The organism is Microbacterium deminutum (assembly GCF_039530205.1).
Lineage (GTDB): Bacteria > Actinomycetota > Actinomycetes > Actinomycetales > Microbacteriaceae > Microbacterium > Microbacterium deminutum.
In genome coordinates this window covers 594251-608035 of sequence record NZ_BAAAOG010000001.1, presented here as the reverse complement: position 1 = coordinate 608035, position 13785 = coordinate 594251, and the positions used below count along the sequence as shown (strand labels likewise).

Annotated in this window: 10 protein-coding genes; 4 read left to right on the top strand and 6 right to left on the bottom strand. The window is 69.6% G+C overall.

Annotated features, from left to right (window positions below):
* Positions 1-90: 90 nt before the first annotated feature.
* From ABD212_RS02630 to manA, 4 genes are all read right to left on the bottom strand, one after another.
* Complete coding sequence (locus tag ABD212_RS02630; protein ID WP_344090896.1) at positions 91-1506, bottom strand: DUF5719 family protein; 1416 nt, start codon at positions 1504-1506, stop codon at positions 91-93.
* Positions 1503-4352, bottom strand: a complete 2850-nt coding sequence (locus tag ABD212_RS02625; RefSeq protein ID WP_344090894.1) for a glycosyltransferase — start codon at positions 4350-4352, stop codon at positions 1503-1505. Before ABD212_RS02625 ends, ABD212_RS02630 begins: the two co-directional genes overlap by 4 nt.
* A 92-nt stretch (positions 4353-4444) precedes the next feature.
* Positions 4445-4768, bottom strand: a complete 324-nt coding sequence (locus tag ABD212_RS02620; RefSeq protein ID WP_344090891.1) for a WhiB family transcriptional regulator — start codon at positions 4766-4768, stop codon at positions 4445-4447.
* Positions 4769-4942: 174 nt separating this feature from the next.
* Positions 4943-6094 carry a mannose-6-phosphate isomerase, class I gene (gene manA / locus ABD212_RS02615; protein ID WP_344090888.1) on the bottom strand — a complete coding sequence of 384 codons (1152 nt, stop codon included), beginning with the start codon at positions 6092-6094 and terminating at the stop codon, positions 4943-4945.
* Between the two features lie 47 nt (positions 6095-6141).
* Here manA and ABD212_RS02610 point away from each other — a divergent pair, with 47 nt between their 5' ends.
* The 3 genes from ABD212_RS02610 (at position 6142) to ABD212_RS02600 (ending at position 9972) form a co-directional block, all read left to right on the top strand.
* Complete coding sequence (locus ABD212_RS02610) at positions 6142-7542, top strand: O-antigen ligase family protein (protein ID WP_344090885.1); 1401 nt, start codon at positions 6142-6144, stop codon at positions 7540-7542.
* Positions 7539-8864 (top strand): O-antigen ligase family protein, encoded by a 1326-nt coding sequence (locus ABD212_RS02605; RefSeq protein WP_344090883.1) that lies wholly within the window; start codon positions 7539-7541, stop codon positions 8862-8864. The genes ABD212_RS02610 and ABD212_RS02605 overlap by 4 nt, the downstream gene beginning before the upstream one ends.
* A gap of 112 nt (positions 8865-8976) precedes the next feature.
* Positions 8977-9972: a glycosyltransferase gene (locus ABD212_RS02600; protein ID WP_425561223.1), complete on the top strand. Its 996-nt coding sequence runs from the start codon at positions 8977-8979 to the stop codon at positions 9970-9972.
* A gap of 151 nt (positions 9973-10123) precedes the next feature.
* On the opposite strand, the gene ABD212_RS02595 is transcribed toward ABD212_RS02600, so the two are convergent.
* The gene (locus ABD212_RS02595) at positions 10124-10867 is read right to left on the bottom strand and encodes an ABC transporter ATP-binding protein (RefSeq protein WP_344090881.1); all 744 of its coding nucleotides are present in this window, start codon (positions 10865-10867) and stop codon (positions 10124-10126) included.
* Positions 10867-11658 (bottom strand): ABC transporter permease, encoded by a 792-nt coding sequence (locus ABD212_RS02590; protein ID WP_344090879.1) that lies wholly within the window; start codon positions 11656-11658, stop codon positions 10867-10869. Before ABD212_RS02590 ends, ABD212_RS02595 begins: the two co-directional genes overlap by 1 nt.
* 150 nt (positions 11659-11808) lie before the next feature.
* Between ABD212_RS02590 and ABD212_RS02585 the strand changes: the two genes are divergently transcribed.
* Entirely contained in the window at positions 11809-13719 is a 1911-nt protein-coding gene (locus ABD212_RS02585) for a glycosyltransferase (protein WP_344090876.1), read from the top strand.
* Positions 13720-13785 lie beyond the last annotated feature (66 nt).

Sequence of the window (13785 nt, the reverse complement as noted above, 5' to 3'; positions counted from 1 at the left end):
GACCACACCTTCTCGGCGAGGCCGCACGTTTGATCGCGCGATCCGGGTGGCTCGTCGAGAAGGGGTGGTTTCGCCGGAGACGACCAGCGCCTACGGGTACACCGCGATGGCCGGCGCCGCGGCATCCGCGGGCCATACCGGGAACCCCGCCAGCGCCCCGTCGCCGGTCAGTGAGAGTCCCGCCCGGATGCCCTTCGCGTCCGGCGCGAGCTCGTACACGCCGCCGGGCGCAAGCCGGACGGTCGTGGATGCGCGTGCCGGGACGGTCACCTCCAGCCGGAACGACCGGTCCTGCGAGGTCACCGCCACGACGGCCGGGTCTTCCGCCGCATTCACGAGTGTGAGCAGCGGCGGCGGCCCCGCCGGGGTCGCGAAGAGGCTCGGCACCGAGACGAAGGGGGATGCCGTGTACCAGGCGAAGTCGGAACCCGCGTCGAATCCGGTGGTCTGCCAGACCGCCGACACGACCGGCTGGTCGGCGGCGACCGCGACGTCGTATGTCCCCGCGGGCACTCCCCCCAGCTCGATCTCGGCCGGCTGCCCCGGCGCGAGGGGCACCTTCTGTGGCGCCACCGCGGGCTGGGTGGCTCCGACCGCGGTCACGGTCACCGTCGCCGTCGCCGGGGCGGCGGGTGAGAGCATCCGCAGCACGGTCGTCGCGTTCGACGCCCCTTCCGCGCCCGGAGCGGACGTCACCGTGACGCCTGCGATCGTCTGCGCCTTCTCGGGGGCGGACGCCGCACCGACCTGATCGACGCCGCCCGGGATGAGAGTGCGCGTGATGCTCGTCTGAAGCGAGGCGCGCACCGGCGCCCCCACCGCCGACACCCGGATGACGGGGGCGACCTCGCCGAGCGCGATCCCCCCGAGGGGGACGAACTCCTGAGTCCCCGCCGGAAGCGTTAGCTCGCCGCCCGGTGGCGTCTGGGCGCCGCTCGAGGTGTACGTCGTCAGCTGGACCGTCGCTGCCACAGTGCCGGGATTGGACAGGACGACGATGTCAGAGGCGCCGGTCGCCCCCGACCCGCCGACGAGCCAGGATTCGAGGAGCGGTGGGCGGCACGCGGATGCCGCGAACCCCGAGATGTCAGGGGCGGCGACTGTCGCCGAGCCCGAGGCCGCGACATCCGTCCTGCTGCGTCCGTGCGGCAGCCCGGTGAACACCGCCGGGCCCTCACCACCGGCCAGTGCGGGCGCATCCAGCCGGGTCTCGGTCGGCGTCTCGGCGGGGTCAGCGGCTCCGCTCGTGATCGTCTGCGCCGCGACGGACGAGATCTGCGCTGCGTCGGCCGGATCGCGCCCGACGGCGAGCAGTCCCCCGTCGCACACGATGACCGTGGCGGCGGGGGCCGGCGTCGCGGAGACCGAAACCGGCTCGCGCGTGAGGGTCGGCCACGGCAGCGACACGGCCGTGACGACCGCGATGACGGCGACTGCGGATGCCACCGTCGCTGCGAGGATGCGGGCGCTGGTCGTGGCCCAGCGGAAGATGCGCCGATCGCTCATCTGCCCTCTCTCCAGTACGGCCCGACCACACGGGGCGTTCTGCGGGCAGCCCGGCGGGAGGCCGCCGTCGGCAGGGCGAGCAGCAGCGCGATCCCCACCACGACGAGCTGCACGACGGCGATGAGGCGAGCGATGGTCTGGATTCCGGTGCCGGCCTCGGGCCGGGCGGCCACCGCGGTCGTGACACGCCAGAGCGTCCCCTTCGCGGTGTCGCCGACGGCATCGAGCGCCTTGCGCTGGTTCAGCGATGTCGAAGCCGACAGACGCATCGCGCGCGAGGCATCCGACTCCGGGGCCGCAGCCGGGGCGAGCAGCACGAAGCGGATGCCGCGTCCCGCGAGGCGGGCGACGACATCGTCCGCCGAGCTCGCCACGAGGTCCGCCGTGAGCTCTGCGACCTCGACGTCCTGCGGGGTGGGCGTGGTGCTGGTGGCGATGATCGTGGCCTGGCCGTCGAGCGTCTCGCTGCCGCCCCACACCACCACGGATGACACCCCGCCGGCGTTCTGCGGAGTCAGGACCATCGTCCCGACATCCTGGTCCTGATGTCCCTCGGCCGCCACATACGCCGGAAGCGTGCTGACCGGTCCGTTCGTGACGAGCGCGACTCCCCGCGCCATCGAGGTGAGGGCCGGCACCGCCAGCACGGCGATCGCCACGCACACCGCCGTCGCCGCGAGGATCCTCGCGAACCGCAGGCGCGGCGCGAGGCCCGCGTCGAGCGCCACCAGGGCACCGCCCAGCGCTCCGAGCCATGCGAGACTCAGCCCCGTTCCCGGCCACACGGGCACTGAGGCGGACTCCGAGAACGACACCTGGATGCCGACCACCGCGAAGGCGGTGGCAAGCCCGAGGGCCGTCACGACGAGCATGGCGATGCCGGCGGCCCAGCGCTGAGTGAGCGGCGCGATCAGCGCGAGCAGCGCCAGCGGGGCGGACAGGAGTGGCACCCACCATGTCGGGCCCTGCGGCAGCAGCACCGTCCAGCCGGCGAGATCCGGCGTGGGTATGCCTGCGGCGAGCAGCGCCCGGCCGGCCGGATCCGGACCGACCTGAGGTCCCGCCCACGGCACCCCGGGGTCCGCAAGAAGCCCCCACAGGTCGCGGTGCGCACTCGCGTGCCACAGCAGGGGGGCGGCGAGTGCGAGCGACGGGATGACGGTCCACACCAGCCGCGCGACCCCGAACCCCGCTCGAAGGACGATCGCGAGGACGATGGCGGCTGCCCACAGCACCCCGAGGGCCGGAGCCAGCGAGGGAGCGCACGCGAGCACTGCTGCCAGCAGCAGGGATGCCGCGCCCGCCCCGGCCCAAGATCGATGGGCCACCGACCCGGCGTAGAACAGCCACGGCAGCATCAGATGCGTGATGACGGCCGGTGGGCGACCCTGCGTGAGCGCCATGAGGAGCGTGGGAGCGAGAGCCCAGACGATCCCGCCGGTGAGCCGCAGGCCCGACCGCTCGGTCACCCGCGTGGCGGCGAACCAGCCACCGAGCGCGGAAAGCGGGAGCGCGAGCACCCACAGCACCACGATGGCGCGCGACGGCTCCCACGGTGAGAGCGAGCCGAGCAGTGCCATGAGTGCGGCGAACGGATCCGCCGGGCCGATCGTGTCGATCCCGAGGGCGCGCTGTCCGTAGGCCGCATCCGCCCAGAGCTGCGCGACGGTCGATCCGAGGGGCTGCAGCGCGCCCCCACCGAGAACCGACCAAGCCAGCAGGGCGGGGAACGCGGCGATCGACACCACGAGCGCGGCGAGCACCAGCCAGGCGCCGCCGCCCGAGAAGAACCGCAGCTCGCCGCGACGGTACCCGCCCGGGGCTTCGTCCGGCTCGTCGTCTAGCGACTCGCGGAGCTCGGACCAGCCGATGCGAAGCGGCGCGAGCTGGGCCCACGTCGCCTTCCGGCTCCTCGACAGCCGCCGTCGCGCCCGGGCGACCGCCCCGAGCCGCACGAGCGCGACGACGGATGCCGCCCACTCGGGACCGATGAGACCGGGCTCTTTGCGCACCAGGGCGAGGATCGAGCGCCAGAGCGCGAGCGGCAGGATCGAGAGCCAGTGCAGCGGCACCGCGGGAAGCGGTGCGTACACGAGCCGGCGGTGCAGCTGGGCGGCACGCGACGAGTACGCCCGCCGGCGTCGGCGCTGCGCGGAGAGGTCCGCGGGCGGACCCGCTACCCCGTCTCCGGCCACCGCCACGAGGGCGCCCGGCACCAGGGACACCCGGGCGCCGGCGAACCGCGCACGCACCCCGAGGTCGAGGCCCTCGTCCGCGCCGTCGAGCGCTCGGTCGAGGCCGCCGACTTCCCGCCAGGCGTCGGCGCGCACGAGGATCCCTCGCACGTCGGCACCCATGACATCCTCGCGACCGTCGTGCTGGCCCTGGTCGAGCTCGCCGTCTGCCAGCTCGACGGTGCGGCCGAAGCCCGTCATCGTGACGCCCAGCGAGACGATCTCGGTGCGGTCGTCCCACCGCACCAGCTTGGGTGCGACGAATGCGACGGATGGCGAGAGCTCGAGCGATCCGGTGAGCCGGCTCAGCGCCTCCGGCTCGGGCGCCGTGTCCTGCGCGAGCAGCCACACGGCGTCGCCGTCCAGTCGCGGTGCGACCAGGGCGACCGCGGCAGCGAACCCGGTCGCCGCGGAAGCGGTGACGACGGACTCTGCCGTCGACGACGCCGCGACCTCCGCGAGCGTCGCGTCGGCACCGCATAGGACGAGCGTGAGGACGTCGACCGGCCGCGTCTGCCCGGCCACGGCCGCCAGCGTGCGCCGCAGATGAAACGCTGCAGGGGTGCGGCCATCGGGGCGAACGACGAGGATGGCGTGGACTCGGGGCGGCATGACGTGGTCAGCCTAGGCGCGCCTATCCGGCACCTGCCGGTGTACGCGCCGCCGGTGCGAGATCGGCGGCAGCGCCTGGACCGAAGGCTCGGTCAGCCGGCGCGGCGCTTCAGCTTGCGCCGCTCGCGCTCGCTGAGACCACCCCAGATGCCGAAGCGCTCGTCGTTCTGCAAGGCGTATTCGAGGCATTCCCCCCGCACGTCGCACGACGAGCAGATGCGCTTGGCATCTCGCGTCGAGCCGCCCTTCTCGGGGAAGAAGGCCTCGGGATCGGTCTGCGAGCACAGCGCGTCGGTCTGCCAGGACAGCGGATCGTCGTCGACCTCGAGAGGCCGGCGCACTCCTGGCACACCGAGGTTGACCGGATCGACGAACCAATTGTCGGGAACGCCGGAACGGTACTGCGATGCCGTCATCTCGTTCTCCCCCCGTGAGCCCCCTGCACGCGGGTCCGCGTGTTAGGAGTAATTACACCCGTGTAGTTCGCCGAGGTCAAGTCGCGGATACTAAAGCCTCAAGTCCCTCTTGAACCTTCACGACGCGCCCTCGGCGTGTCGCACTGTGATAACGCTCAGGTGGGGAACCGCGCGTCAGCGCCCCGGGACGGCGATGAAGACCTGGCCGTCGCCCTCGACGCGCAGCGTGCCCTCGTCGGGCGTCACCAGCACGGCGTCGCCCGGCCGCAGCGACACGGAAACGCCGCGTCCCCCCGCAACGGTCACCGCACCGGCCGTGGCGAGCGCGATCGCGACGCCCTCGATCGCCACACGGACGGGCGTCACGCCGCGGGGCTGCGCGACCAGGAGCGCGAAGTCCGCCACGGGCACCGCGAAGCGGACGAGACCCGGAGCCACCTGCTCGGGCTCGACGAGCGGAACCGGGCCGGGCTCCGCGTCGAGGATCGCAAGAAGCTCGGGCACGTCGATGTGCTTGGGCGTGAGGCCCCCGCGCAGCACGTTGTCGCTCGCGGCCATGATCTCCACGCCCAGTCCGCTCAGATATCCGTGCAGCACCCCTTCGGGCACGAAGAGGCCGGCCCCGCGCGGGATCGTGACGAGGTTCATGAGCATCGCCACGAGGATCCCGGGATCGCCCGGATACGCGGCATCCAGTTCTCCGACGAGATCGAACTCTGGCTGGAATTCGTCCGAACGCGCTTTCGCGGCCGCTGCGATGATCGCCGGGGCCGCCGCCCGGCCGGCATCCGACAGGGCCCACCCGACGGCGGCGCCGAGATCGGCATCCCTGCCGTCCAGCCGCTCGGCGAGGGCATCGGCTGTCGCGCCCACCGCAGCCAAGAGGCGACGGGTGGATTCGACGTCGCGGAGTCCGGCGAGCGCGCGGAACGTCTCGCTCAGCGCGACGATCAGTTCGGGCTTGTGGTTCGCGTCGCGGTAGGTCCGCTCGGGCGCGTACCGGGGGATTCCAGCCGCCTCTTCGCGGGCGAATCCCGCTTCGGCCTGCGCTGTCGAGGGGTGGACCTGGATGGAGAGGGGGGATGCCGCCGCCAGCAGCTTCAGGAGGTACGGCAGGTGCCGAGGCAGGCCGAGCGCCGCACCCTCGTCGGCGATCCAGGCGTCCAGCGTCCGACCGCCGGGGGTCTCGGCCGGATCGCCCGGGTGATCGCCGAACCAGACCTCGGCCTCGGGGGCGCCGGAGGGGGTCCGTCCGGTCAGCTGCGGGATGAGCGTGGTCGATCCCCAGTCGTAGTCGCGCGGTTCGTTCGAGAGGGGTACGAGCATGCCCACAGCCTAAAGTCCCAGCCGGCACCCGGTAGCCTGAGTGCACGATGGCCGTCTACTCGAAGCACCCGGCATCCGCACCTCCCGAGGCCCCGATCCGCGAGACGACGGGCCACCTCATGATGCGCGCGTGGTGCATCTTCGTGCTGTTCATGGCGCTGTCGACCACCGCCTGGGTGAACGCGTTCGGAACCCCGGCGACGGTGGTCATCACCATCGCGGGCGGCGTCCTCTCCGTGGTGCTGTGGATCGTGATGCGCCCCCACGTCCAGTGGCGCCGGCTGCCGTGGTTCGTCATCGCCTACGTGCTGTGGGCGACGCTGTCGCTGATCTGGACCGCCTGGCTGGAGGCGACCGCGCTGACGCTGCTGCTCCTGTACATCACGACCATCCAGGCGCTGTTCATCGGCACGGTCCTCACCTGGCGCGAGTTCGTGCGGGCCCTCGCGTCGGCCCTGAAGTGGGTCATGGCGCTCTCGCTGGTGTTCGAGGTCTGGGTGGCGGTCTTCGTCAGGGTTCCGCTGCTGCCGGGTTTCGTCCCGCGCGTGGATCCCGTGGATCCGATCTTCTACTGGTCGCGCGGCAACCTGTTCGGCTCCGGGCGCATCCAGGGCATCATGGGCAACGCCAACCTGCTCGGCCCGGTCGCACTGCTCGCGATCATCGTCTTCTCGATCCGCATCGCCATGGGCGCGCCGCGCAGAACGCTGCTCGCCGCGTGGATCGCCCTGTCGGGGTTCCTCTTCTTCCGTGCGTCGTCGGCCACGGCGTATGTCGCGGCCGTCGGCGTCGCGGTCGTCCTGGTGACGGTCCTGCTGATGCGGCGCGCCCGGCGGCCGGGCGAGCGCACGAAGTATTACATCGGATACGCCATCATCGGTCTCGGGGGCGTGGTCGCGCTGTGGCTCCTTCGCGGCGAGATCTTCGCGACGCTCGGCCGCAGCTCGGATCTGACGGGCCGAGAGACGATCTGGGCCGCGGTGCTGGAGCGAGCCGCCGAGCATCCGGTGATCGGCTGGGGCTTCGCCACTCCCTGGGTGCCGTGGGATCCCGCGTTCGACGGCTGGATCATCGACCACCACCAGACGGTCATGCAGGCCCACAACATGTGGGTGGACGTGTATATGCAGCTCGGCATCATCGGGCTGATCATCATGGGACTGGTGTACCTGGCGGCCGTATGGAGGTCGTGGTTCTTCGCCGTCGACCGCCCGCGCTGGGACCTGCGCGAAGACCGGCCCTACTCGCCGATCACGCTGCTGCCGACCCTCACCATGGGCATTCTGCTGGTCCAGGGCCTTGCCGAGTCGGCGCCGCTGCTGGGATGGGGATGGCTGCTGCTCGTCCTGTTCGCCTACAAGATCAAGCAGTCGCCCCACGTGGGTGTCGGACCCGCGGAGCAGAGCGTGGCGATCGAGCGGGGCGAGCTGACGAAGCGGGTGTCGTGACATCCGCGCCGGGACGGGCGGCGCGGCCCGGGTGGCTGAGCACCCTGCTGGCCTCGGCGTCGTTCGCCCGCGCCTACACGATCGCCGTGCTGGGCGCGGTGTTCTCGTCCTACGCGATCGAGCGCGTCGCAGGGCACGTGACGTACGTTACGATCATCGTCTCGCTGTGCCTGATCGGCGCCGCCGTCCTGGTCGCCCGCCGGCGGGAGGTCGTACTGGTGCGGCTGGTGCCTTCGACGCTCCTGGTGTTCCTCGGGTGGGCGTTGGCGGCGGTGTTCTGGAGCTACGACACGACCGAGTCGTTCTGGAGCTGGGTCGCGACGGCCGCACTTGCGTTCCTCGCCGTCGTCATCGGCCACGTACGCGACACGCTGCAGACCGCGCGGGCGCTCGGCGACGTGCTGCGGGTCCTCCTCGCCATCTCGCTCGCGGTCGAGGTGCTCTCGGGCGTGCTCCTGGACATGCCGTTCCAATTCCTGGGCGTGCAGGGCGACATCGCCGAGTTCGGGCCGATCCAGGGCATCTTCGGAACCCGCAATCTGCTGGGACTCGTCGCCATCCTCGCGCTCATCACGTTCCTCATCGAGTACCGGACGCAGTCCGTCCGGCCGGGTGTGTCGTTCGCGTCGGTGGTGCTCGCCGGCACGCTCGCCACGCTGAGCGACTCGCCGACGGTGCTCGTCCTCGCCGTCGGCGTGGGCGCCGCCGTCGGCGCCCTCGCGCTCGTGCGGCACACCCGCGCCGAGCAGCGGGCTCTGCTGCAGTGGGCGCTCGGCGGACTGGTCGTGATCGCCGGCGTCGTCGGCTACGCCGCCCGGCATCAGATCATCGCCTGGCTCGGGGCCGGCACCGACTTCTCGATGCGCGTCAGCCTCTGGAACAAGATCGCCGAGTTCCTGCGTGTGCGACCGGTGCAGGGCTGGGGATGGTTCGGCCCGTGGAACCCGTCCGAGGTGCCGTTCAACCTCATCAACTTCCAGTTGCGGGCGAACCACGCGACGGGTCTGAACGCCTACTTCGACGTGCTGCTCCAGCTGGGCTGGCTGGGCCTGATCCTGTTCCTGGCATTCGCCGGGGTGGCGCTGGTGCGCTCCTGGCTGGATGCCTCCGAGCGCCGATCCGTGATCTACGCCTGGACGCCGCTCATGCTCATCGCGCTGCTCATCGACTCGATGTTCGAGAGCTTCACGCTCGCCGGCCTGGGGTGGCTGATGCTCGTGCTGCTCGCCGTGCGCGCCGGCAAGTCCCGCTCGTGGCGCGAGCGGATGGGCGGCGACAGCGATGGGAGCAGTGGCCTCCCGAATGCGGGCGACCCGGGATGACCGCCTGCCATCGGCCGGTCTGTGCGGTCGGCGCGAGACGGCGCGCTGCTCAGGCTTGCGCACCCGGGCACTCAGCGAGACGGGCGCCACGGCAGGGTAGGATTCTCAGGCCATGCCCCTCGCAGCCGACAGCCCCCAGATGACGTCGACCCCAGCATTCGATCCCGCAAGCGCCACCATCGCGATCGTGACCTACAACCGGTCCGGTCTGCTGACGCGTCTGCTGGAGAGCATCATCGTGATGGATCCGAAGCCCGGTCACGTCGTGGTCGTGGACAATGCGTCGTCGGACGACACGACGGTGGTCGTGGAGTCGTTCCGCGATCGGCTCGGCACCGAACTCGTCTACCAGCGACTCGAGACCAACACCGGCGGCTCCGGCGGCTTCAGCGAGGGCATGCGCGTCGCCTATGAACTCGGCTCCACGTGGATGTGGCTGATGGACGACGACGTCGAAGTCCTCCCCGATGGACTCGCGAGGATGGGCAAGTGGGCCCAGCGGTTCAAGAGCATCCAGGGGCGTCGCTATGACTACGACGGCAGCGAGTTCTACTGGCAGTACCGCCTGTCGATCCCATTCGGCATCCCCATCCCGTTCGCACCCGCCGGCTTCGACGACTCTGGATACCGGGAGATGAACTCCGGCTGCTTCGAGGGGATGTTCATCCACCGCGACATCGTGCAGCAGGTGGGCCTGCCCGATCCCCGGTTCTTCATCTATTGGGACGACTCGGTGTACGGCTGGCTTGCGTCGCGCAAGACCACGGCCGTGATCGTCGATGAGTTCGTGCTGCGGCGAACGCGTGAGATCCGCCAGTGGGACATGGGGATCCGCCACCTCAATGCCTCGAGCGACGCTTATCGGTACTACATCATGCGCAACCGCGGCCACATGAAGCACTACTTCAAGGTCAACGGCTCCTACCGCCCTGTGCGGTTCTTGCTCGGCTCCGTGCTCACATTCGCGAAGGAGCTCGTCCGACTCGTGTTCGTGGAGCGGAAAGTGCGCGGAACGAGCAACCTGTGGCGGGGAGTCCGCGATGGACGCCGCATCTGGGCGGACGCATCTTGGCAGCCGATGCCGCCGCTTGCAGAACCCGCCACCTGACATCCAGTGATCCTCTGTGAAGAGGGCACGGCGGGACACCGGGTCGAAATCCCGTGCGTCGCCTGATGCTTCGTGTTCCGGTTGGCCGGTGACCCTGTCGTCTTGCGACGCGCGGTCAGTGGCTGCGAGGGCGGGGACGAACTCGACGCGCTCACACGTTGTAGTCGGCGTTGTAACGGTCGAGCACGTCGGCGATCGGGGCGTCCATCGCCAGGCGACCCTTGTCGAGATACAGCCCCCGCGTGCAGAAGCGGCGGAGGTCGCGCTCGCTGTGGCTGACGAAGAACAGCGTCCGTCCGTCGGCGAGAAGCTCGTCGATCCGCGTGTAGCACTTCTCGCGGAAGGCCTTGTCGCCCACCGCCAGCACCTCGTCGACCAGGAGGATGGGCTCTTCGAGCTGCGAGACCACCGAGAACGCGAGCCGCACCTTCATGCCGTTCGAGAGGTGCTTATAGGGCGTGTCCACCGATTCGGCCAGCTCCGCGAAGTCGATGATGTCGTCGAAGCGGCGCGCAACCTCGGCGCGCGGCATCCCGTGCAATCCCGACGCGAGCCGCACGTTCTCGCGGACCGTCAGATCGCCGACGAACCCGCCGGTGATCTCGATGAGCGGAGCGACCCCGCCGTTGACCGCGACGCGCCCCTCGTCCTGGATCAGCACGCCGGCGACGAGCTTCAGGAGCGTGCTCTTGCCCTGGCCGTTTCGTCCGACCACGCCGATCGACTCACCCGGTCGCACGTTGAAGCTCACGTCGCGCAGCGCCCAGAACTCGCCGGGCTTGGAGCGGCGCGAGGAGTCTGCGAACAGGTCCTTGAAGCTGCGCCGTCCGCGACGGTTGCGCCGGAAGCGGACGCCGAGGCCCGACACCTCGATCGCGGGAGCCGTATGTGCCATCAGAGCTCCTTGAGGACGGGACGCTCGAGGCGGCGGAACGTGAAAAGGCCCAGCGCCAGGAACCCCGCACTCATCAACGCGGCCACGACGACCGCGAACGGGTCCCATTGGTCGGGGAAGAACCCAACGCGGTAGAGCGTGAAGATGCCGAACAGCGGGTTGAACGCCGCGAGCGGCTGGAGGGCGGCAGGCAGATCGGGGGCACCGTAGATGACGGGCGACGCATAGAACAGCGCGCGGAGGATGAGCGCCGTGGTGCGCTCCAGATCGGTGTACAGCACGCAGAGCGGTGCGACGAGCAGACCGAGGCCGACGAGAAGCATCACCTGCATGAGCATGCCGACCGGGAACAGCAGGATGCCCCAGCCCACGCTCGCGCCGCCCGCGATGCCGAAGATCACGAGCACGGGCAGCGAGCACACGAACTCGACGCCCTTGCTGAGGACGATCCGGTTCACCCAGATCGACCGCGGGATGGCCGTGGACCGAACGAGCCGGGCATCCTTGTTGAACGCCCGCGTGAAGTCGGAGACCGACGAGTTGAACCAGGTCCACGGCAGAAGCGCGCTCATCAGGAAGACGATGTACGGCTGCTCCCCCGCACTGCGATCGAAGATCTGCGTGAAGACGAACCAGTAGATCGCACTCATCACGAGCGGATCGAGCACCGACCACAGGTAGCCGAGGGCGCTCGTCGAGTACCGGACCTTGAGATCGCGGGCGGACAGCAGCCACAGCGAGTGGACATAGCGCTGCGGCGAGCCCGGGGCGCCGACGGTGGCTGTGGTCACCGTTCGAGTTTAGTTGCCCGGCGCGCTGGTCCCCGGCTCGGAGACGCAGGCAGCCGACGTCGTGATCGGGCGCTCTCACGCCCGCCGCGAGATCGCAAGGTAAACTTCAGTCCGCCTCGGCGCCCGCCGTCCAACCCCGGAGAACTCCACTTGGCTCACGTCCTGCACAACGTCGTCTTCCCGCTCGATCGCGACCCCGATCTTCTCCCGCTCTATGCCGACCCCGAGACGTGGTCTGTCATCGACGACGAGCCGGTGCGGGTCTCGAACGTCGCGCACCTCGGCAACGTCCTCGGTCGACACCGGGCGCGCATCGTCGCCGGTCGTCGCGTCTCGTTGGGCACCTACTTCAACGCGTTCCCGGCGTCTTACTGGCAGCACTGGACGCCCGTCCGCGAGGTCAGGCTCACGGTGCGAACCTCCGGCTCGGCAACCATCCTCGTCTACCGCTCGAACGGCTCCGGGGTGCGCCAGCGCATCGACTCCCGCGAGGTCTTCGACAACGTGACGACGACGTTCGACCTGGTCCTGAACGAATACAGCGACGGCGGATGGATATGGTTCGACATCGTCGCCGACGCGGAGGACGCGATCTTCGAGGGCGCCGAATGGACCACAGAACTCGACCCGGTGCGGTCCGGCAAGGCATCGCTGGGAATCACCACCTACAACAAGCCCGAGTACTGCATCTCAACACTGCAGTCCCTGGCAGAGGCGCCGGACGCACTGCAATTGATCGACCGCGTATTCGTCATCGACCAGGGTGACCGCCGGGTAGACGAGGAGCCGGAGTACGCCGATGTGTCGGCCGCACTCGGCGAGACGCTGCAGATCGTCACTCAGCCCAACCTCGGCGGGTCAGGCGGTTTCGCCCGTGCCATGGCGGAGACGCTGGCGCGACCTGAGAGCGAATTCGTCCAGCTCCTCGACGACGACGTGCGCATCGAACCGGAGTCGGTGCGCCGGTCGATCGTGTTCGGGAGGTACGCGACCGAGCCGACGATCGTGGGCGCCCACATGTTCGACCTGCTCGATCGCCCGCGCCTTCACGCGTGGGCCGAGGTGGTGGACGAGCAGCCTTTCATGTGGCGCACGGTCTACCAGGAGAAGATGCCGCACGATTTCAGCATCGCCAATCTGCGTCAGACGCCGATGCTGCACATGCGACTGGATGCGGACTACAACGGATGGTGGATGTGCCTCATCCCGGTCGACACGATCAAGAAGATCGGTCTGCCGCTGCCTGCATTCATCAAGTGGGACGATGCCGAATACTGCATCCGTGCGCGCGACGCCGGGGTGGCGACGGTCTCGATGCCCGGGGTCGCGCTATGGCATGTGTCGTGGGTGGGCAAGGACGACTCGATCGACTGGCAGGCATACTTCCATGCCCGCAACCGGATTGTCGCTGCGCTGCTGCACTCGAATGCACCCAGAGGCGGGACGCTGCTCCGGCACAGTCGCCGCCTGGATCTGAAGCACCTCATGATGATGCAGTACTACCCCGTCGCGCTCCGGCATCGCGCACTGCGAGACATCCTGTCCGGTCCGGAGCACATGCGCTCCAACCTCGCGACAGCCATGCCGGCGGCGCGAGTGCTCGCCAAGCAGTTTCCCGAGACCGTGATCCAAAGAGAGGTCGGAGTTCCCTTGCGATCCCGTAAGGGCCGACAGGTGTTCAAACGACTGCGAAAGGGCGTCTTCGACAGCCCTTCCGGCCTGCGCCTCCGCCTCTTCACACTGACGACACTCGTCTCCCATTGGCTTCACACACCGCGCCCCGAGAACCTCGCTCAGCCCGAGGTCGAGTTCGGCAAGCACGACGCGCACTGGTGGCGAGTCCCGATCTACGACAGTGCGCTCGTCAGCGCCGCAGACGGATCGGGCAAGAACATCTACACCCGCGACCGCGCGAAATTCCGCAGAATGCTGGTGGACAGTGTCCGCTTGCACCGCGAGCTGAGAAGGAAATGGCCGGCACTCTCGGACCGCTATCGCGCAGCACTGCCGGAGCTGAGCTCACGCAGCTCCTGGGAGGGGACCTTCGCAGGCACCCGATGACGGCCGGACCAGCAGCGGGCTTCAACCTGGGGTCGTCCCAGGTGCGATGGCGCAATCCGAGCGCCA

What these genes read in the sequence shown, in the direction of transcription:
- ABD212_RS02600 (WP_425561223.1), top strand. Translation starts at nt 8,977, where the DNA reads ATGCCCCTCGCAGCCGACAGCCCCCAGATGACGTCGACCCCAGCATTC.
- ABD212_RS02595 (WP_344090881.1), bottom strand. Translation starts at nt 10,867, where the DNA reads ATGGCACATACGGCTCCCGCGATCGAGGTGTCGGGCCTCGGCGTCCGC.
- ABD212_RS02630 (WP_344090896.1), bottom strand. Translation starts at nt 1,506, where the DNA reads ATGAGCGATCGGCGCATCTTCCGCTGGGCCACGACCAGCGCCCGCATC.
- ABD212_RS02625 (WP_344090894.1), bottom strand. Translation starts at nt 4,352, where the DNA reads ATGCCGCCCCGAGTCCACGCCATCCTCGTCGTTCGCCCCGATGGCCGC.
- manA (WP_344090888.1), bottom strand. Translation starts at nt 6,094, where the DNA reads ATGCTCGTACCCCTCTCGAACGAACCGCGCGACTACGACTGGGGATCG.
- ABD212_RS02620 (WP_344090891.1), bottom strand. Translation starts at nt 4,768, where the DNA reads ATGACGGCATCGCAGTACCGTTCCGGCGTTCCCGACAATTGGTTCGTC.
- ABD212_RS02610 (WP_344090885.1), top strand. Translation starts at nt 6,142, where the DNA reads ATGGCCGTCTACTCGAAGCACCCGGCATCCGCACCTCCCGAGGCCCCG.